Annotated in this window: 15 protein-coding genes and 1 pseudogene; 8 read left to right on the top strand and 8 right to left on the bottom strand. The window is 75.4% G+C overall.

What is annotated here, in order from left to right:
* Together QUV83_RS06080 and QUV83_RS06075 are read right to left on the bottom strand one after the other, a co-directional pair.
* A pseudogene (locus QUV83_RS06080) lies at positions 1–1279 on the bottom strand (multicopper oxidase domain-containing protein); the annotation flags it as partial.
* Positions 1276–2451 carry a hypothetical protein gene (locus QUV83_RS06075; protein ID WP_289563300.1) on the bottom strand — a complete coding sequence of 392 codons (1176 nt, stop codon included), beginning with the start codon at positions 2449–2451 and terminating at the stop codon, positions 1276–1278. The pseudogene QUV83_RS06080 and the gene QUV83_RS06075, both read right to left, overlap by 4 nt.
* A gap of 106 nt (positions 2452–2557) precedes the next feature.
* On the opposite strand from QUV83_RS06075, the gene QUV83_RS06070 reads away from it, so the two are divergent.
* Entirely contained in the window at positions 2558–3289 is a 732-nt protein-coding gene (locus QUV83_RS06070; RefSeq protein WP_289563299.1) for a helix-turn-helix transcriptional regulator, read from the top strand.
* Between the two features lie 61 nt (positions 3290–3350).
* Positions 3351–3818 carry a ChaB family protein gene (locus tag QUV83_RS06065; protein ID WP_289563298.1) on the top strand — a complete coding sequence of 156 codons (468 nt, stop codon included), beginning with the start codon at positions 3351–3353 and terminating at the stop codon, positions 3816–3818.
* Positions 3819–3849: 31 nt separating this feature from the next.
* Here QUV83_RS06065 and QUV83_RS06060 read toward each other — a convergent pair whose 3' ends face one another.
* Positions 3850–4581, bottom strand: a complete 732-nt coding sequence (locus QUV83_RS06060; RefSeq protein WP_289563297.1) for an AAA family ATPase — start codon at positions 4579–4581, stop codon at positions 3850–3852.
* Between the two features lie 48 nt (positions 4582–4629).
* Here QUV83_RS06060 and QUV83_RS06055 point away from each other — a divergent pair, with 48 nt between their 5' ends.
* The 3 genes from QUV83_RS06055 (at position 4630) to QUV83_RS06045 (ending at position 6960) form a co-directional block, all read left to right on the top strand.
* Positions 4630–5061, top strand: a complete 432-nt coding sequence (locus QUV83_RS06055; protein WP_289563296.1) for a GNAT family N-acetyltransferase — start codon at positions 4630–4632, stop codon at positions 5059–5061.
* A gap of 21 nt (positions 5062–5082) precedes the next feature.
* On the top strand, positions 5083–6324 hold the full coding sequence (locus tag QUV83_RS06050) for an MFS transporter (protein WP_289563295.1): 1242 nt from the start codon (positions 5083–5085) through the stop codon (positions 6322–6324).
* Positions 6325–6438: 114 nt separating this feature from the next.
* Entirely contained in the window at positions 6439–6960 is a 522-nt protein-coding gene (locus QUV83_RS06045; RefSeq protein ID WP_289563294.1) for a Dps family protein, read from the top strand.
* Between the two features lie 9 nt (positions 6961–6969).
* On the opposite strand, the gene QUV83_RS06040 is transcribed toward QUV83_RS06045, so the two are convergent.
* The 5 genes from QUV83_RS06040 to nirB form a co-directional block, all read right to left on the bottom strand.
* Complete coding sequence (locus QUV83_RS06040; protein WP_289563293.1) at positions 6970–9279, bottom strand: putative bifunctional diguanylate cyclase/phosphodiesterase; 2310 nt, start codon at positions 9277–9279, stop codon at positions 6970–6972.
* 122 nt (positions 9280–9401) lie between these two features.
* The gene (locus QUV83_RS06035) at positions 9402–10130 is read right to left on the bottom strand and encodes a sirohydrochlorin chelatase (RefSeq protein ID WP_289563292.1); all 729 of its coding nucleotides are present in this window, start codon (positions 10128–10130) and stop codon (positions 9402–9404) included.
* The gene (locus QUV83_RS06030) at positions 10127–11275 is read right to left on the bottom strand and encodes a uroporphyrinogen-III synthase (protein ID WP_289563308.1); all 1149 of its coding nucleotides are present in this window, start codon (positions 11273–11275) and stop codon (positions 10127–10129) included. The genes QUV83_RS06035 and QUV83_RS06030 overlap by 4 nt, the downstream gene beginning before the upstream one ends.
* 20 nt (positions 11276–11295) lie before the next feature.
* Entirely contained in the window at positions 11296–11754 is a 459-nt protein-coding gene (gene nirD / locus QUV83_RS06025; protein ID WP_436231887.1) for a nitrite reductase small subunit NirD, read from the bottom strand.
* Positions 11751–14348 carry a nitrite reductase large subunit NirB gene (nirB, locus tag QUV83_RS06020; protein WP_289563291.1) on the bottom strand — a complete coding sequence of 866 codons (2598 nt, stop codon included), beginning with the start codon at positions 14346–14348 and terminating at the stop codon, positions 11751–11753. Before nirB ends, nirD begins: the two co-directional genes overlap by 4 nt.
* A 274-nt stretch (positions 14349–14622) precedes the next feature.
* Here nirB and QUV83_RS06015 point away from each other — a divergent pair, with 274 nt between their 5' ends.
* From QUV83_RS06015 to QUV83_RS06005, 3 genes are read left to right on the top strand one after another with little or no spacing between them, the layout of a single operon-like run.
* Positions 14623–15966 (top strand): MFS transporter, encoded by a 1344-nt coding sequence (locus QUV83_RS06015; protein WP_289563290.1) that lies wholly within the window; start codon positions 14623–14625, stop codon positions 15964–15966.
* 8 nt (positions 15967–15974) lie between these two features.
* Positions 15975–18176, top strand: coding sequence for a molybdopterin oxidoreductase family protein (locus tag QUV83_RS06010; RefSeq protein ID WP_289563289.1), 2202 nt, complete (start codon positions 15975–15977; stop codon positions 18174–18176).
* Positions 18173–19801: an FAD-dependent oxidoreductase gene (locus QUV83_RS06005; protein WP_289563288.1), complete on the top strand. Its 1629-nt coding sequence runs from the start codon at positions 18173–18175 to the stop codon at positions 19799–19801. The genes QUV83_RS06010 and QUV83_RS06005 overlap by 4 nt, the downstream gene beginning before the upstream one ends.
* The last annotated feature ends 59 nt before the right edge of the window (positions 19802–19860 follow it).

The following is a 19860-nucleotide window of genomic DNA, read 5'->3' as shown; positions in this document are numbered from 1 at the left end:
CCACCGCGGCTGCGGCGCCTCCCCGGTGGCGGGTGGGCTGCTGCGGGTCGGGCAGCGGCGGGAGGGCAGGCGCGGGGGTTGTCGACGTGGGGGCAGGGCGGCGGGACTGAAGCACGGCGACGACTGCCAGCACGAGGAAGGCGACGAGGGCGCCGAGACCGACGAGGGAGGTGACCACCCGCACCGCGCTGGGCACCGGCGCGACGTAGAGCAGCAGCGCGCCGTTGAGCAGCACGACCCGGGCGGCGCCGCCCCGGTCGAGCGCCGCCGAGGTGCGCCGCTGGACGGCGGGGCCGCCGCCGAGCACAACGGGCAGCAGGTGGGACATGGACCCGACCAGCACCTGGGCGACGAACCCGACGACGAACGCGGGCACCAGCTCGACGAGGGCGGCGGCTGCCGCCTCCCAGTCCGGGGCGAGGGCGACCCGCAGCCCCAGCGTCGCTGTCGTGCCGGTCCACCAGAGCAGCGCGGCGGCCACGCTCCAGGCCGAGAAGGTCCGGGGCGCCGAGGACCGCGCCTGGGCGACCACGAAGCGGCCGAGCATGGCGATCCCCGCCACGACGACTGCCGCCCCCACCGCCACGAGCACCCTGCTGCCGGAGGCGGGCCCGGCCGTCAGGACGACCACACCGCCCACGAGGACGGGGAACGCGCGCCGGGCGGCGGCCTCGGCAGCGGGGTGGATGCGCGCGTGCAGCACCGTCGGCCACAGGACGACGAGCGTGCCGGCGACCGTGAGCCCGACCCAGCCGAAGAGCGTGAGGGCGGTGTGCGCGACGGACAGCCGCGCATGCGGGTCCGGGTCGACCGGGAAGCGCGCCATCACGACACCGCAGGCCACCCCCGGGACCAGGAACACCGCGGCCGCCAGGTAGTAGCGCACGAGGTGCGCGAAGCGCGCGGGCAGGGCGTGCCCGCGCTGCCGGGCGATGCCGACCACCTGGTGCACGGCCGCGCCCACCACGGCGGCGCCGCCGACCACGACCAGCGGCGTGCTGACGACCTGGACCCCGACCACCACGGCCACGGCCCCGACGTTGTGCAGGGCCAGGCGCGCCAGCAGCGCGCGCCGGCTCGCCGGATGGCGCAGCAGCGTGTCGGCGAAGTGCTGGCTCCAGATGAGGATCGCGGTGCTGGCGCCTCCGAGCAGCAGCAGGTGGACCATGAGCCAGCCGGAGCCCGCGATCTCGCGGTGCACCACTGTCGCGAGCGCCGCCGCGGCCAGCCAGGCCAGGACGACGACGTTGGCCCGCAGGTGCCATGCCGCGCGGTTCACGGCCGCAGTCCGATCGTGGTCGCCACCGTTGTCGGCCCGGCGGGTCGTGCTGGCGCCGGATCGGGATCGCGCGGCCGGGCGGGCCTGTCGGGACCGCGTCGGCCGGCACGGACGACCGAGCCGGCCGCGACCACCAGGAATCCCAGCAGCGCGACGATGTTGCCGACCCCGCCGATCTGCACGGCGACGGGCACGTCGTGGGCGTCGCCGATCAGCACCCGCACGGCCAGGCTCACATGCAGCAGCGCGAGTGGGGCGAGCATCACGGGGTGGTACGGCAGCGGGCGGCGCACGACGGCGGGGAGGATCACCGGGGCGTGGGCCATGATCATCGACATCACGAAGCCGAGGAACACGCTGTGCAGCACGGCGTCGTAGCCCGTCCCCGAGAGCACCGGCCCGGCCGCGAGCCACACCCCTCCCGCGACGGCGAGCCACAGGTACCCGCTGAGCATCGCCACCGCCATGAACCGCGGCAGCCCTGTCGAGTGGATGGTGCGGCGGGCGACGTCGTGCCGCATCAGGACGCCGACGAGTAGCAGCAGCACCGCGCCCAGCACCGGATAGCCGACCGCCGGCCAGAGCAGCCCGAGGACCGCCGCGGCGCACCACCCCAGTGCGAGCACCAGCACGGCGTCCTCGACCCCGCGTGGTGGGGCGGCCACCCGGAGGAGCTCGAGGCGCTCCCCGGTGATCGTCAGGACCAGGAAGCCCGCCAGGCACGGCGCGAGGTGCGGGATGGAGACCCCGCTCGCCCACAGCGCGGCGGCCGCCACCGCGAGCGCGGCCCCGGTGGCCTGGACGGCGACTGCCGTGGCGGGCTGCCGTCGCCACACCCGGGTGTAGAGCCAGCCGAGGGCGAGCGACCCGAGGAGCAGGCCCAGCTGCCCGATGACGCGTGGCAGCGGCGAGACCAGCGCGAGGCCGCCGGCGCCGAGCAGGAGCGGCGCCGCGAACCCGGGCCGCCGGCCCACCGCGACGGCGCGCTCCAGCGCGACGACAGTGCCGACGAACCCGAGCACCATGACCGGGCCGTGCACCTCGGGCAGCCGCTGCAGGTCCACGGGCGCGGGCAGGCCGAGGAGCAGCAGGGCGCCGTCGAGGCCCGCGAGCATCGCCGCCCCCGCAGGCATCAGGAAGGCGGAGCGCGGGGCGACGCGTCGATTTTCCACGGGATCATCGTGGTATTTCGGGGCAGGCTGTCCACGGGACGTACGTCCCTGGGCACGGCGCGGATGTCGACGCAGGCTGCGGTGCACCAGGAGTGAGGGGATGCGCATGGACGAGATCACGAGCACGGACCCCCTGGAGCGACGCCCGCGCGCAGTCCTCGCCTCCGGCCGACGGGTCGAGCTCCTCGACGCGCTCCAGCGCAACGGCCCGTCCACCGTCGGCGAGTTGGCCACGGCCACCGGCCTGCACGAGAACACCACCCGCGAGCACCTGCAGCGGCTCATCGCCGAGGGGTACGTCCACCGTGAGCGGGGCACGCCGGACGGGCGCGGCCGCCCTCGGATGCGCTACCGCTCCACCACCGCGCGCGACGTGCACGAGGATCCCCTCGCCACGCGACGGCTCGAGGACTCGATCGCGCAGGCCGCGCTGGTCCGCGCGCTGCTGGACGGCTACGGCGCCGCGATCGACGACGTCGCGGACTCCGCACAGCAGCACGGCGCCAGCGTCGGCCGGAAGTTGGTCGACGCCAGCCCGCCACCCGGGCGCTCCGCGGCCAGCGACCCTCGCGACCGGCAGATCCTCGCGCTCGACGCGCACCTGGACCGGATGGGCTTCGACCCCGTGCTCGACCCCGAGGCGCTCACGTTCGACCTGTGGCGGTGCCCGTTCCTCAGCCTCGCGCGGTCCCGGCCCGAGGTCGTGTGCAGCGTGCACCTCGGTCTCGCGCAGGGCGTGTTGGAGCAGGTCGGCGGTCCCGTGCGGGCGCAGGCCCTCGAGCCGTTCGTGGGGCCGCAGCACTGCGCGCTGCGCCTGACGGCCGACGCCCAGGGCTGACGCGCGCCGACGACGCTGCGGATGCGGCGGCACGTCGCGCGGCCGACCATGGGCGCAGGCCATGGGACGAGTCGTGCAAAAACGGGAGGTCGCCATGCGGATGATCAGCAAGAAGGGCAAGGTCCGCGCCAAGAGGCTGCCCGGCGCCGTCGCCCGCTCGGGCAAGAAAGCGCAGCGGGCCTTCGCGGAGGCGCATGACGCCGCCGCCCGGGAGCACGGTGAGGGCGAGCGCGCGCGCCGGATCGCCTTCGACGCGCTCAAGGACAAGTTCGAGAAGGTCGGCAAACGGTGGGAGCGCAAGGCGAAGGCTCCCGCGGCGCCGGCCGCCCAGCGCACCGCGGCGGGCGCGCGGCAGCGGGCCACCGCTCCGGCCGCCGACGCGAGCGCGACCAAGGCGCAGCTCTACGAGATCGCCAAGCGCCTGGACATCGCCGGGCGCTCCACGATGTCGAAGGGCGACCTCCTCCAGGCCATCCAGCGCGCGGCCACGCCGGCCACGTCACGACGGTCGAGCCCAGCGCGGGCGTAGGCGCTCACGGCAGGACGCGGAACGCCGCGCGTCAGGCGGGCGCGTCGTCGAGCACGTGGCGCAGATACCTCGCCGGGTCGTCGAGGAATCCCCGCCATGCGCGCACCAGCTCCAGGTCCTCCCACGCGGACCGCCGCATCCCCCACTCGCCCAGCTCCCAGATCTGGGCGCCGGGCAGCGCGGCCAGCACCGGCGAGTGGGTGGACAGGATGACCTGCGACCCCGACGCGACCAGGGCGTGCAGGTGGGCCAGCAGCGCGAGGCAGCCGTGGAAGGACAGCGCCGACTCCGGCTCGTCGAGCAGGTACAGGCCCGGCTTCTTCATGCGGTCGCCCACCAGCGCGAGGAAGGACTCGCCGTGCGACATCTCGTGGAACACCGGCTCCGGGCGCATGCCGGGGTTGTCCTCGAGGTAGGTGTAGAACGCGTGCGCCGTCTCAGCCCGGAGGAAGAAGGCCCGCCGGGTGGCGCCGGGGCTCCGTTCGGCCACCAGGCGCCGCCAGAGGTCGGACTCAGTGGGCCGGGTGCTGAACTCCGACCCCCGCGAGCCGCCCTCCGGGCCGGTCCCCACCGCGAGCGCGCAGGCCTCCACCAACGTGGACTTGCCCGAGCCGTTGTCGCCCACGAGGACGGTCACAGCCGACAGGTCCCAGCCGTCCCGGAGCACCTGGGCCACGGCGGGGATCGCGGCAGACCAGTCCGCCGACGGGGGCGGGCCTCCGGGATCCGCCCCGAGGCGCCGCAGGATCGGTGCCGTCGTCATGCGCCCCACCCTGGCATGGCCCGCTGACGCGGCGGCGAGAATGTGCCCATGACCGTCGCGCTCCCCGAGGGATACGAGCTCGTCGCCGCCGTGCCGGGCGTCGAGGACTACCTGGCGCTGCGCCGCCTCGCCGGCCTCACGCCCGCGACCCGCGAGCAGGCCGTGGCCGGGCTACCCGGGAGCTGGGCCGCCCGCCATGTGGTGCACGTGGCGAGCGGGGCGACTGTGGCGATGGGCCGGGTGCTCGGCGACGGCGGCTGGTGCTTCCAGGTGGTCGACATGGCCGTGCTGCCCGAGCATCAGCGCCGCGGCCTGGGTGACGCGGTGCTGGCCTCGCTGCTGGAGCAGATCCGCGACGACGCCCCACCCGGCGCCTTCGTCAACCTGCTCGCCGACCCTCCCGGCCGCCGCCTGTACGCGCGGCACGGCTTCACCGAGACGGCGCCCGCGTCGGTGGGCATGGCCACGCGCCTGCCCTGAGGTCCGGATACGATCCTGGCCGTGTCACGACTAGGCGAGACGGTCGCCCCCACTCGCCTGGGCCGCGGATTCCGCTGGCTCCTCGCGTCGTCCTGGACCAGCAACCTGGGCGACGGGATCGCCCTGGCCGCAGGGCCGCTGCTGGTGGCCTCGCTCACCGACGACCCCCGGCTCGTGGCCCTCGCGGCGACCCTGCAGTGGCTGCCCCCGCTGCTGTTCGGGCTGTTCGCGGGCGCCCTAGCGGACCGGGTCGACCGCCGGCTCCTCGTGATCACCGTGGACGCCCTGCGGGCGGCGGTCCTCGTGGTGCTGGCACTGGTCGTGCTCACCGACCGCGTGTCGATCGGGATCGTGCTCGTCGCGCTGTTCGCGGTCGGGATCGCCGAGGTGTTCGCCGACAACACCTCCCAGACCCTGCTGCCGATGCTGGTCTCGCGCGACGACCTCGCGGTGGCGAACTCCCGGCTGCAGGCCGGTTTCATCACCGTCAACCAACTCGCGGGCCCGCCCCTCGGCGCGGCGCTGTTCGCCGTGGGCGCGGTCTGGCCGTTCGCGACGCAGGCGCTCGCCGTGGCGCTGGGCGCGCTGCTCGTCTCGCGCATCGTCCTGCCGCCGCACGGACGCGCGCCCGACGCCGAGACGCACGTGCGCCAGGAGATCGCCGAGGCCCTCACGTGGGTGGCCCATCACGCCGCGGTCCGCACACTGGCGCTCACCATCTTCATCTTCAACATCACGTTCGGCGCCGCCTGGTCGGTGCTCGTGCTGTACGCCACGCGACGGCTCGGGCTCGGCGAGGTGGGCTTCGGCCTACTGACCACCGTCAGCGCCGTCGGCGGGCTGGCGGGCATGGCGGCGTACGGCTGGATCACCCAGAGGGTGAGCCTGGGCCAGCTCATGCGGATCGGCCTGATCGTGGAGACGCTCACGCACTTGGGCCTCGCGCTGACCCGCCAGGCATGGGTCGCGATGTCGATCTTCTTCGTCTTCGGCGCCCACGCCTTCATCTGGGGGACGACGTCCGTGACGGTGCGGCAACGGGCCGTGCCCACCCGCCTGCAGGGGCGCGTCGGGAGCGTGAACACGATCGCCGTGTTCGGCGGGCTGGTCCTCGGATCCGGTGTGGGCGGGCTGCTCGCGGAGCGGTGGGGCGTCACGGCGCCGTTCTGGTTCGCCTTCGCCGGCTCGGCGGTGTTCGTGGTGCTGCTGTGGCGGCAGATGGCCCACATCGCCCATGCGGACGAGGCCCCCGTCCCCGCGTGACGCTCGTGACGCCCGCGCCCAGTCGGCGGGTCTGCGAGATGCGGGAGCGCGCGTCGTGATGCACGTTGGCTGTGTCCCCGCATCGGGGGCGGACGCTGGACGGAGGGGCCCGCGATGCCACGTCAGCCCGATCGGCCGAAGTACACGGTGCCCGGCCTGACGCTCGCGCACGGCGGCGACGTCGCGGCTGTGCTGCAGGAGCGCCTGGTCGCGCTACTGGACCTCGCGCTGACGCTCAAACACGTGCACTGGAACGTGGTGGGCCCGCGGTTCATCGCCGTGCACAAGATGCTCGACCCCCAGGTCGCGTCGGTGCACCGCATGATCGACAAGACCGCCGAGCGCGTCGCGACCCTCGGCGCGGCGCCCCGCGGCACCCCCGGCGCGGTGGTGGAGGCGCGCTCCTGGCCCGACTACCCGCTGGGCCGGGCGACGACCGTCGACCACCTGCGCGCCCTGGACGCGGTCTACGACCGGGTCGCCTCCTCCCACCGTGACGCCGCGGACCGGCTGCACGGCCTCGACGACGTCTCCCAGCGCATCCTGCTGCACCAGCTCCGGCGCCTGGAGTTCTTCCAGTGGCTCGTGCGCGCGCATCTGGAGTCCGCGGGCGGGAGCCTGGGCGCGACGCGATAGGCGCCGCGCTCACCCCACCGGGCTCGTGCCCACCATCCGGGTCGCCAGGCTCGGCTCCACCTCGGGCCGGCCCAACAGGTAGCCCTGCACCAGGTGGCACTCGGCCTCGCGGAGCGCCTCGAGCTGCTCGAACAACTCGACGCCCTCGGCCACCACCTCGACGCCGAGCTCGGCCGCCAGGGCCAGCACCCCGCGCACCAGGGCCACCGACTCCCGCTCGGGCAGCGCGGTGATGAAGCTGCGGTCGATCTTGATCTGGTCGACCGGCAGGTGCTTCAGCCAGGCCAGCGTGGAGTAGCCGGTGCCGAAGTCGTCGAGGGAGACCCGCGCGCCGAGTTGGCGCAGCTCGCCGAGCCGCTCCACGACGCCGGGCAGGTCGGCCAACGACCTGGTCTCCACGATCTCCAGCACGAGCTGCCGCGGGGCCAGGCCGTTGTTGTGGAGCGCGCCGCGCACCGTCGACAGGAGCCGCGGGTCGACGAGTGTGCGGCCCGCGACGTTCACCGCGACGTGCAGGGCGCCGGACTCGGGCTCAGGGGTCGCGGCGAGCCAGCGGCACGCCGCCTCGATCACCCACAGGTCGATGTCGGTGATCTGCCCGGTCTCCTCAGCCAGCGGCAGGAACGCCGCGGGCGACAGCAGGCCCAACCGCGGGTGGTCCCAGCGGACCAGCGCCTCCGCGCCCACCACGCTGGCCATCCCCGGCACGGAGACGTCGACGACCGGCTGGAAGTGCAACCGCAGGTGGCCGACCTCGAGCGCCGTCCTCAACTCCGCCTCGAGGGAGGGGCCGGGAGTCGACGGCGTCGAGCCGCCGCTTACGCCCACCTGGTTGCGCCCGCGCCGCTTCGCGTCGTCCATGGCGCGGTCCGACCCGGCGAGGAGCCGTTCCCCACGCCCGTCGGGCCCGGCGTGCAGGGCCACCCCGACGCTCATCGTCACGCGCAGCTCATGGCCGTCGATGTGGAAGGGCGCGGTGACCGCGTCGACGCAGCGGCGGCCGATCGCCACGGCGGTCCGCTCGTCCGGGACCCGCATCGCCACGGCGAACTCGTCGCCGCCGATCCGGGCGACGGCGTGCTCCGGGCCCACCGCCTCCCGCAGGCGGCCCGCGACCTGGCGCAGCAGCTCGTCGCCGGCGGTGTGCCCGAACTCGTCGTTGACGGCCTTGAAGTTGTCGAGGTCGCAGAACAGCACAGCCGTCGCGGTGTGCTCGCCCTGCCGCGCCAGCGCTGAGTCGAGCAACTGGGAGAACAGGACCCGGTTCGCCAGGCCCGTCAGGGCGTCGTGATGGGCCTGCCGCTGGACGGTGCTGAGCAGCCGCGCGTTCTGCAGGGCCGCCGCGGCCTGCTCGCTCACCCCGGCCAGCCGGCTCAGGGCCGTCTGCTCGGCGGGTGTGCCCTCCTCGGCGTCGGAGACCGCCACCGCCACGCCCAGCAGCGTGTCGCCCGCCAGCAACGGCACCACGACCAGGCTCGCGGCGGCGATGGCCTCCATCGCGGCGGCGATCTCCTGGCTGGCGCGCTCGCGCCGGAGCATGCGAGGGCTGTGGTGGGTGAGCATCCCGACCAGCTCAGGTGAGTGGTCTGCGCGGAACACCGCCCCCGACAACAATCCGCTCAGGCGCCGGCCCAGGCCTGAGGTCGCGACGACCTCCAGCGCCCCCGCCTCGTGGTCCCACAACAGGATGCCCGCGGCCCGGCAGCCGACGATGCCCGGGACGGCCCGCGCGACGACTTCCGCGACCGCCCCCGCGGTGTCGACGGTGGCGAGCTCATGCGCGAGGCCGAGCAGCGCGGCCGTCCGGAGCTGCTCGCGCCTGCCGTCCTCGAGAGCGGTGAGCAGGTCCAGTGCCGCGGCCGCATGCCGTGCGTGCGCCTGGAGCAGCGAGTGGTCGCCGTCGAACGGCTCGCGCCCGTCCAGGTAGAGGGCAGCGAGCCGCCCGTGCACCTGGCGTGCCGAGGCGAGGTCCACCACCACCGCGGACTCCCCCAGCGACTCGCCGGCGCCGAGCCGCCGCGCCACGTCCGCCGCGCGCTCGGCGTCCAGCCCGTGGTGGCGCACTGTCGCCGTGCCGTCGTCTCCGTCCAGCAGGAGGACGTACGCCGGGGCCGACACAGATGCGACGGCGCGCCGCACGATGCGCTCCACGACATCCTCGGCGTCGTCACCGCTGACCAGGTCGGCGGCCGCGTCGCTGAACTCCTCGCGGTGGGCCCGCAACGCCGCCAGCCCCACGTCGACGCCCTCCCGCTGGGCGGCACGCGACCACCACCGGCGCGGGCGGGCCCTCGACACCTGGATCTGCGTCGTCGTCACGCGCGATGTCTCGCGCGGTTCCTCGTTCCCAGTGGCCACTGGGTTCCCATCGGCTGTGGACGGCCACGCCTGAGGCCTGGGGGCGAGGAGGGCGCCGAATGTGACGAAGGCCCAGGTCGGCGTCAGACCAGGTCGCGGTGGGGCAGCGTCCGCGCGGCCTGGTCGAACCGGTCGAGCACCAGGTCCGCCAGGCGGGGGTCCGGGGTGAGCGGGGCGGTCACCAGGTCCGCCCCTGAGGCGAGCAGCCGGTCGTGGAAGAACCCGGGCGCGAGCAGGTAGGACGCGACGACCACGCGTTGCGCGCCCGCCCGGCGGGCTGCGGCGACGGCGTCCGGGACCCGCGGCGCCCGCCCCGCGCCGTATCCCACGGTCACAGGGCCTGTGGACCACTGCGCGCGCAGCCCCGCCGCGACCTGCTCGACCGCCTGCGCGGAGCGCGGGTCGCTCGAGCCCGCCGCCGCGAGCACCACGGCGTCGCCCGCCCGGGCTCCGGCCTCCCGCAGCCGATGCGCCAGGATCTCCACCAGCCGCAGGTCGGGCCCGAGCGCCGCGGCTGCCACGGCGTGCGGGGAGCCCACCGCCTCCGCGATGTCGACGTTCACGTGGAAGCCCGCCGACAGCAGCAGCGGCGCCACCACGACAGCACGCCCCTCCCCCAACGCCGTCTCCACCACGGCCCGGACTCGCGGCTCCTGCACGTCGACGAACGCCTCGCGGACGTCCAGCCCGGGACGCTGGGCGCGCACGGCGTCGAGCAGCGCCTGGATGGCCGCCCGGCCGAGCGCGTTGTCGGTGCCATGCGAGCAGCCGACCAGCACCGGGTCGGCGCCGCGGGTCACTGTGGCGGTCATGGGGCTGTCTCCAGATCATGGGGGGCGTCGTCGGCTGCTGGCGCGGGCGCCGGGTCGGGGTCGCGGAGCTGCAGCCGGTAGCCCCGCTTGACCACCGTGCGCACCAGGTCGCGGCTGCCGGCGGCCTCACGCAGGCGCGCGATGGCGACCTCGGCGGCGTGCGGATCCTGCGAGGCTCCGGGCAACGCCGCGAGGACCTCGGAGCGCGGCACCACGGCGCCACGGCGCGAGGCCAGCAGCCGCAGCACGTCCAGGCTGGTGGGCGACAGCGCGAGCACCCTGCCGTCGAGCACCGCGGCGCCGCGGTGCACTTGCAGCGGGCCCTCGACGGTGTCGAGCACGTGGCGGCCGCCATAGTGGTCGACGAGCGCGCGCACGAGCGAGCCGAGGCGTCCGCGATCAGGCACCAGCGGGGTGATCCCCCGGGCGAGCAGCGGCCGCGCGGTGATGGGCCCCACGGCGGCCGCGACGACCTCGCCCGAGCCGAATCGCTCCACCAGCGCCGGGACGGCGCCCACGGTGTCGGCAGCGTCCAGCCAGGCGGCGGCGGCGGGCGCCGAGGTGAAGACCACGGCGTCGACCTCCCCCGCGGCGGTGGCCTGCGCCGACGCGACGACCGCGGCCGGATCGGGGGGCGGCCCCCACCGGTACACCACGAGGCTGCGGACGCGCGCCCCGGCGGCGGCGAACGCCTCGTCCAGGCCGTCGGCGCCCGCGCCGTGATGCTGCACCGCGATCGCCAGGCCCCGCACGCCGTCGGCCAGCAGCGCCTCGGCGATCTCCGCCGAGACCTCGGACTCCGCGACCCAGTCGGCCGTCAGGCCCGCCGCCTGGATGGCGCCCTGCGCCTTCGGCCCCCGGGCGACGATCCGCGCGCTGGCGAGCACCTCGGTCAGGGGCCCCGCGAGCCCCGCCGCGTCGGCGGCCTCGATCCAGGCGCGGAACCCGATGCCGGTGGTCACGACCACGACGTCGGGCGGGGCGGCGATCAGGGCGCGTGTGCCCGCGATGAGCTGCTCGTCGTCGTGGTGCGGGATCATGCTCAGCGCGGGCGCCGTGCGCACGAGGGCGCCTCGTCTGCGCAGCGCGGCGCCGAGCTCGGCCGCGCGGCGGTCCGCTGTCACGAGCACCGCGCAGCCCGCCATCGTCTGCTGGATCGGCTCGCTCACGGCACCACTGTCGCGTGCTGGCCCGCGAAGTCCGGCGCCGAGCCCGGCGTGTCTCGCAGATCGGACAAAGCGGCTGACGCGCCGGCCGCCCGCGACGCCTCGTCCCCGGGCCCGCCGCTGACCAGCACGAAGCCTCCCTCCACCCGCACCGGCCACGTCCGTAACGCCCGGGGCTCCGCGCCGACCGGGTCGAGGCACTCTCCCGTGCGCAGGTCGAAGACCTGCTTGTGCATCGGCGACGCGACGGTCGGGGCGCCGCCGCGGGTGCCCACGATCCCCCGGGCCAGCACATGGGCGCCGGAGTACGGGTCCAGGTGCTGCACGGCGCGCACCGTGTCGTCGACGAGCCGGAACAGGGCGACCTGCTCGCCCGCCACGAGCGCGGCTGCCCCCCGCTCGCGCGGCAGGTCGTCGAGCCGGCACACCGCCACCCACTGCGCGTCCCCGGCGGTCATGCCCGCACCTCCAAGGTGGGGCCCGCGACGAGCACGGGGGCGGCCTGGCCCGAGGCCCGCTCGGCGGCGGTGGCCGGCCTGCGCTGCCCCCGCTCGGCGACGTAGGCCAGCGACGGGTCGGGCGTGGTCGGCGCGTTGACGAATGACGCGAACCTGCGCAACTTCTCCGGGTCGTCGAGGGTGGCGCGCCACTCGTCCTCGTACACGTCGACGTGCCGGGCCATGGCCGCGTCCAGGTCGGCGGCGATGCCCAGGCTGTCCTCCAGCACCACGGCCCGCACCCCCTGCACCCCGCCCTCGACCTCGTCGAGCCACGGCGCTGTGCGCTGCAGGCGGTCGGCGGTGCGGATGTAGTAGAGGAGGAACCTGTCGATCGTCCGGACCAGGGTCTCGGTGTCCAAGTCCTCGGCGAGCAGCTGGGCGTGCCGCGGGGTGAACCCGCCATTGCCGCCGACGTACACGTTCCACCCCTTGTCCGTCGCGATCACCCCGACGTCCTTGCCGCGCGCCTCGGCGCACTCCCGTGCGCAGCCCGAGACGCCCAGCTTGATCTTGTGCGGCGAGCGCAGCCCCCGGTAGCGCAGCTCGAGCTCGATCGCCAGGCCCACGGCGTCCTGCACGCCGAAGCGGCACCAGGTGGAGCCGACGCAGGACTTCACGGTCCGCAGCGACTTGCCGTAGGCGTGCCCGGACTCGAACCCGGCGTCCACGAGCCGGCGCCAGATGTCCGGGAGCTGCTCGAGCCGGGCCCCGAACATGTCGATCCGCTGCCCGCCGGTGATCTTCGTGTACAGGCCGTAGTCGCGCGCCACCTCGCCGATGGCCAGCAGCCCCTCGGGGGTCACCTCGCCGCCGGGGATGCGCGGCACCACCGAGTACGAGCCGTCGCGTTGCAGGTTGGCCATCACATGGTCGTTGGTGTCCTGGAGCGTCGCCCGCTCGCCGTCCAGCACGTGCCCGTCGTCCAGCGAGGACAGGATCGAGGCGATCACCGGCTTGCAGATGTCGCAGCCGCGCCCGCTGCCGTGCCGCGCGACGATCTCGCTGAACGTGCGCAGCCCGGTGACGCGCACGGCGTCGAAGAGCTGGCGGCGGGACATCGCGAAGTGCTCGCAGAGCGCGTTGCTGACGGCGACGCCGGCGCGGGCCAGCTCGGCCGTGACCAGCTTCTTCACCAACGGCAGGCACGAGCCGCAGCTCGTCCCCGCGCGCGTGCACGCCTTGACGCCCGCGAGGTCGGTGCACCCGCCGTCCGTGACAGCGCACCGGATGGACCCCGCCGAGACGTTGTTGCAGGAGCAGACGGTGGCGTCGTCGGGCAGGTCCGCGGGCCCGGCAGCCGTCGAGCCGCCCTCGGGGAGGAGGTAGGCGGACGGGTCGCCGGGCAGCGCCCGGCCCAGCATCGGGCGCAGGCCCGCATACGCCGACGCGTCGCCGACGAGCACACCGCCCAGCAGGGTGCGGGTGTCGTCGGACAGGACGAGCTTCTTGTAGACGCCCGCCACGGGGTCGGAGTGCACCACCTCGAGGGCGCCCGGCGTCCGCGCGAACGCGTCCCCGAAGCTCGCGACGTCCACTCCGGCGAGCTTGAGCTTGGTGGCCGTGTCGGCGGGCGGGACCACCGCGGCGCCGCCGAGCAGCCGGTCGACCACCACCTCGGCCATCGCGTAGCCCGGCGCCACGAGCCCGACGCAGGCGCCGTCGACGCACGCCACCTCGCCCACCGCCCACACCTGCGGGTCTGCGGTGCGGCACGCCTCGTCGACCACGACGCCGCCGCGCGCGCCCGTCTCGAGCCCGGCGCCCCGCGCGAGCTCGTCGCGTGGCCGCACCCCGACGGCCACCACGACCACGTCCACGTCGAGCCGCCCGCCGTCCCCCAGGTCCAGCCGCTCGACCCTCCCACTGGCCCCCGAGCGCAGGCGCGAGGTCGTGGCGCCGACGAGGACGTCCACCCCGAGCCGGTGGATCAGCCGGCGCAGCGCCTCACCGCCGCCGAGGTCGACCTGCGTGGACATCAGATGCGTGCCCAGTTGGAGCACTGTGCTCCGGGCGCCGAGGGCCTGCAAGGCGCCAGCCGCCTCCAGCCCGAGCAGCCCGCCGCCGATCACCGCGCCCCGCACCCGGCGGTCGCCCAGCGCCGCGGCGCGCTCCTCGACCCAGCCGCGCAGCGCCGCCACGTCGTCCAACGTCCGGTACACGAAGACGCCGGGCAGGTCGTTGCCCTCGATGGGCGGCATCGCCGCGCTCGAGCCGGTGGCGAGCACGAGCTGGTCGTAAGCCCATGTGCGCCCATCGCCGGCGCTCACCGTCCGGGCGGCGCGGTCGACGGCCTCGACGCGCACCCCGCGCACCAGGGTGACCAGCGGGTCCGACCACAGCGCGGGCGACCCGAGGCTCAGCTCCTGTGGGTCACGGCCGGAGAAGTAGGAGGTGAGCGCGACCCGGTCGTAGGGCGCGCGCGGCTCCTCAGCCAGGACCGTCACACCCCACCGGCCCTCCGCGTCGCGGTCGCGCAGGGCCTCCACGAGGCGCTGGGCCACCATGCCCCCGCCCACCACCACGATCTCCCCTGGCGCCCGCGGTGCAGTCATCAGTTCCCCCACTCGGCTCGACGTCACTCGGCTCGACGTCCCGTGGCCTCGACGCTACGAACGCGATGTTTCGCCCGGCGGCGCGGCGCGGTTACCGACGCGCAACAGTTCGCGCACACCCGCCGGGGCCCCGGTGTGAGATCTCACCGCCGTGGCCCCCGCGCGGTGCGGACTTCGTTCCGGCGCGGAAACAGCACGGCGCCGCCGCCCGAAACACCCGGTTCCTAGCCTCGATCGGGAGAGCACGGCCCCGTCGAGCACGCAGGAGCCCGCGATGACCACTCCGCAGACGATGAACGCGCCCGCCACGCTGCACCGGCCCGGGCGTGGCAGATGGATCGAGGCGTGGGACCCCGAGGACGCCGACTTCTGGCGGTCCACCGGGCGGCGGGTCGCCGCGCGCAACCTCGGGCCGTCGGTGTTCGCCGAGTTCCTCGGATTCGCCGTGTGGGCGTCCTGGAGCATCGTCGTCCCACAGCTCGCGGCGGTGGGCTTCACGCTCACCGTGGACCAGCAGTTCTGGCTGATCGCGGTGCCGAGCCTGGTGGGCGCGGCGCTGCGGCTGCCGTACACGTTCGCGGTGCCGCTGTTCGGGGGCCGTAACTGGACGATCATCTCGGCGTTGCTCCTGCTGTTGCCCGCGAGCGCCCTGGCCTTCGTGGCGTCCCGTCCGCAGACGCCGTTCGGGGTGCTGCTCCTCGTGGCCGCGCTCGCGGGGCTCGGCGGCGGGAACTTCGCGTCGTCGATGGCCAACATCTCGTTCTTCTACCCGGAGCGGGAGAAGGGCAAGGCGCTGGGCCTGAACGCGGCCGGCGGCAACCTCGGGACGGCGGCGGTGCAGTTCGCGGTGCCGCTGGTCATCGTGGCGCCCGCGGGGCTGCAGCTCGGCCGGGCGGGCCTGATGTTCGTGCCGCTGCTGCTGCTCGCCGCGTTCCTGGCGTGGCGGCTGATGGACAACCTCACGTCCGCGAAGGCCGACTACCGGGCATTCGGCGCCGCGGTGCACAACCGGCACACGTGGATCATCTCGTTCCTGTACGTGGGCACGTTCGGGTCGTTCATCGGCTACTCCGGGGCGTTCCCCACGCTGCTCAAGTCCCAGTTCCCCGAGGTGACGCTGAGCATCGCGTTCCTCGGCGCGCTGGTGGGCTCGCTGGCCCGGCCACTGGGCGGCGTCATCGCGGACCGGTGGGGCGGCGCGCGGGTCACCATCGGCGCCTTCGCGGTGATGGCCGTGGCGGGCGCCGGGGCGGTGCTCGCGCTGCGCGAGTCGAGCTTCACGCTGTTCCTGGGCTCGTTCCTGGTGCTCTTCGTGGCCACCGGGATGGGCAACGGCGCGACGTACCGCATGATCCCGGCGGTCTTCCAGCTCGGCGCCAGCACACCCGAACGCGCGGCACGCGCCCGCAAGGCCGCCGCGGGCTGCATCGGCATCGCCGGGGCGATCGGGGCGCTGGGCGGGTTCCTCATCCCGCGCGGCTTCGCGGTGTCGAGCTCGGTGGCCGGCAGCCTGCAGCCCGCCCTGGCGCTGTTCGTGGCCGTGTACCTGGTCATGGGCGCCGTGACGTGGGCCGTGTACGTGCGGCGCGGCTCGCTGATGAGCGGCGCGGGCGTGTGAGCGCGGCGATGGCGAGCAAGCCGCCTGTGAGCGCGGCGACGCACTGCCCGTACTGCGCGTTGCAGTGCGCGATGACGTTGGGCCCGCCCGATGGCGACGCGCAAGCCGTCGGGGCGCCGGTGTCCGTGGCCGGGCGGGACTTCCCGACCAACCAGGGCGGGCTGTGCCAGAAGGGCTGGACCAGCGGCCAGGTGCTGCGCGCGTCGGACCGGCTCACCACGCCACTGCTGCGCGGACCCGACGGCGAGCTACGCCCCGCGACCTGGGACGAGGCGCTGGGCGTGGTGGCCGACCGCATCCGCCAGATCCAGTCCCGGCACGGCCGGGAGGCCGTCGCGGTGTTCGGCGGGGGCGGGCTGACCAACGAGAAGGCCTACGCGCTCGGCAAGTTCGCGCGCGTGGTGCTGCGCACCCCCTACATCGACTACAACGGCCGGTTCTGCATGGCCAGCGCCGCCGCCGGGGCGAACCGCGCGTTCGGCGTGGACCGCGGGCTGCCGTTCCCGCTCGCCGACCTCGGCGGCGCGCAGGCGGTGCTGCTGTTGGGCAGCAACCTCGCCGAGACGATGCCGCCGTCGGTCGCGCACCTGGCCGGGGCGCGCGCGTCGGGCGGCTTGGTGGTGGTCGACCCGCGGCGCACGCCCACCGCGGCGCTGGCGGACGACGGGGCAGGCGTGCACCTGCAGCCGGCGCCCGGAACCGACCTCGTGGTGCTGCTCGCCCTCGCCCACGTGCTGTGGGCCGAGGGGCTCGCCGACAGCCGGTACCTCACGAGCCGCACGACTGGCGCGCGCGAGGTGCGCAGCAGCGTGTCCGCGTGGTGGCCCGAGCGCGCCGAGCAGGTGTGCGGCGTCCCCGCCGCCGATCTGCGCGCAGTGGCGCGGCTCCTCGCCGCGGCGTCCCCCGCGCGGGGTGGCCACGGAGCGTACGTGCTGACCGGGCGCGGCGTGGAGCAGAGCGCACACGGCACGGCGACGGTCAGCGCGGCGATCAACCTGGCGCTGGCGCTCGGCCTGCCCGGGAGGGTCGGCAGCGGCTACGGCGCCATCACCGGGCAGGGCAACGGGCAGGGCGGGCGCGAGCACGGGCAGAAGGCCGACCAGCTCCCCGGGGCGCGCCGGATCGACGACCCGGCCGCCCGGGCACATGTCGCGGCGGTGTGGGGCGTGGACCCTCGCGACCTGCCGGGCCCGGGTGTGCCGGCCGTCGAGCTGCTGCGGCGGTGCGGCACAGCCGACGGGCCGCGCGCGCTGCTGGTGCACGGCTGCAACCTGGTGGTCAGCGCCCCCGACGCCACCCGGGTCCGCGAGCGCCTGGCCGCGCTGGACCTGCTGGTGGTGTGCGACGTGGTGCCCTCCGAGACGGCCCTCTTGGCCGACGTGGTGCTCCCGGTGACCCAGTGGGCCGAGGAGGAGGGCACCATGACCTCGCTCGAGGGCAGGGTGCTGCGCCGCCGCCGAGCGCTGCCCGCGCCGCAGGGCGTCCGCACCGAGCTCGAGGTGCTGCACGACCTGGCGGCGCTGCTCGGCGTGCCCACCGGGTTCCCCGCCGACCCCGCCGAGGTCTTCGACGAGCTCGCCCGGGCCAGCGCGGGCGGGGTCGCCGACTACAGCGGCCTGAGCCACGCGCGACTCGACGCCGACCAGCGCGGCCTGTTCTGGCCGTGCCCCGCGACCCCGGCGGGCTCGGAGCCGCACCCCGGAACTCCCCGGCTGTTCCTGGACCGCTTCCCGACACCCGACGGCCGCGCGCGACTCGTCGTGGTGGAGCCCGACTCCCCGTCAGACGGCCTGCGCCCCGACGCGCCCGTGCACCTCATCACCGGCCGCGTGCTGCAGCACTACCAGTCGGGGGCGCAGACCCGCCGGGTCGCGGCGCTCGCGGCCGCGCAGCCCGAGCCGTTCGTCGAGCTGCACCCGCTGCTCGCCGACCTGGTGGGCGTGGCCGACGGCGACCTCGTGCAGGTCGCCTCCGCGCGGGGCGAGGCGGTGGCCGTCGCGCATGTGACGCCGGGCGCCCGGCTGGACACAGTCTTCATGCCGTTCCACTGGGCCGGGCCCGGCAGCGTGAACCGGCTCACCCTCGACACCACCGACCCTGTGTCGGGGATGCCCGACCTGAAGCTGTGCGCGGTGTCGCTGCGACCCGCGCCGCCGTCCGCCGAGCCCCCGGCGGACGGCCTGGGCGCCGTGGGCCGGGGTGCGCGATGAGGCGCGTCGTCGTGGTGGGGAACGGCATGGTCGGCTCCCGGTTCGTCGCGGAGCTCGTGCGCCGCGACCCCGGGGTGTCCGTCACTGTGCTCGGCGCCGAGGAGTACGAGCCGTACAACCGGGTGCTGCTGAGCGAGGTCGTCGCGGGCGCCGTGGAGATGGCGTCGCTGGCCCTCCCCAGGCCGCCGGTGGGCGGCGTGCGCGTCCGGGCGGGAGCCCAGGTGACGTCCATCGACCGCGAGCGCCGCCAGGTCGTCACAGCCGACGGGGAGGTCGTCGACTACGACGCGTTGGTGCTGGCCACCGGCGCGAGGGCGGTCGCCCCGCCGACGCCGGGCCTGCTCCGCGCCGACTCCCCGGCCCGTGGCGCCACGCACGCCCACGGCGACATGCCAGCAGGGCCGGCGCTCGTCGTGGGCGCCCATGCGCTGCGCACGCTGGACGACGCGCGCGAGATCGTCGCGGCGACGCTCAATGCCCGGGACGCGGTGGTGGTCGGGGCGGGGGTGCTCGGCGTGGAGGTGGCCTGCGGGCTGGCCCGCCGCGGGCTGCGCGTCACGGTGGTGCACCGCGGCCCGGGCCTCATGGACCGCCAGCTCGATGTGCCCGCCGCGGAGGCGCTGGGCCACGGGCTGGACCTGCTGGGCGTGCGGTGGCGGGTCGGCGCGGAGGTGGCCTCGGTGCTGGCCGCCGACGGTCGGCTGCGCGGCGTGGTGCTCTCCGACGGGGAGGCGCTCGCCGCCGATCTGCTGGTGCTGGCCGTGGGGACGGCTCCCGAGACCGACCTGGCGCGGGGGTGCGGCCTCGCCGTGGACCGCGGGATCGTCGTGGACAGCCACTGCGGCACGTCGGATCCGCGGGTGCATGCCATCGGCGACTGCGCGCAGCCGCCCGGCGGCGGCCACGGGCTGCTCGCCCAGGGCTGGGACCAGGCCCGCCGCCTCGCCGAGCGCCTCGTCGCCGACACCGACACCGACGGGCGGGCTCCCCGCGCCGACGACGGGGGCCGGGCGGATGCCGACGGCGGCGGACAGGACCCGGGCGCCACCGTCGACGTGGTGCGCGTCAAGGCGCAGGGCCTGGACGTGGTGAGCATGGGCGTGAGCGGGGCGGGCGCTCGCCAGACGCCCGGCCTGCGCGCGGTGCGGCTCAGCGACCCGGCCACGGGCCGGCACGTCGAGGTGGTGGTGGGTGGCGGCGTCGTCGTGGGCGCGACGTGCGTGGGCGCGGGGCCGGTGGCCGCCGACCTCGTCAGCGCGTACACACGCCGCACCCCCGTCCCGGCCGATCCCGCGCACCTGCTGCTGCGCCCGGCGCGGGGGGCCGCTGCGGATGAGGCGGCCTCGCCGCTGCTGATGCCGGACCGCGCGACCGTGTGCCGCTGCAACGGCGTCACCAAGGGCGACTTGGTGGCGTCCTGGCGCGGCGGCGCCCGCACCGTGGCGGACGTCGCCCGCGACACCCGTGCCACGTCGGGCTGCGGCGGCTGCCGGGACGCCGTGTGCGGGCTGCTCGAGTGGCTGGAGCGCAGCGACCCGCAGGATCCCGCCCCTGGTCGCCCGGTGTCGCAGGACCAGGGCGCCGCTGCTAGCGTCCAAACCGGGACATCTCGCCCGGACGGGTGAGGGTCCCCCAGGGGGCGCAGATGTCCGAGGTGCGTGCACGGGCTGAGGCGGGTGGTCGG

Source organism: Cellulomonas cellasea, assembly GCF_030372105.1.
In the GTDB taxonomy this organism is placed as follows: Bacteria; Actinomycetota; Actinomycetes; order Actinomycetales; family Cellulomonadaceae; genus Cellulomonas_A; species Cellulomonas_A cellasea_A.
Note: the sequence above shows the minus strand (reverse complement) of the source record. Positions and strands in the feature narration are given on the sequence as shown.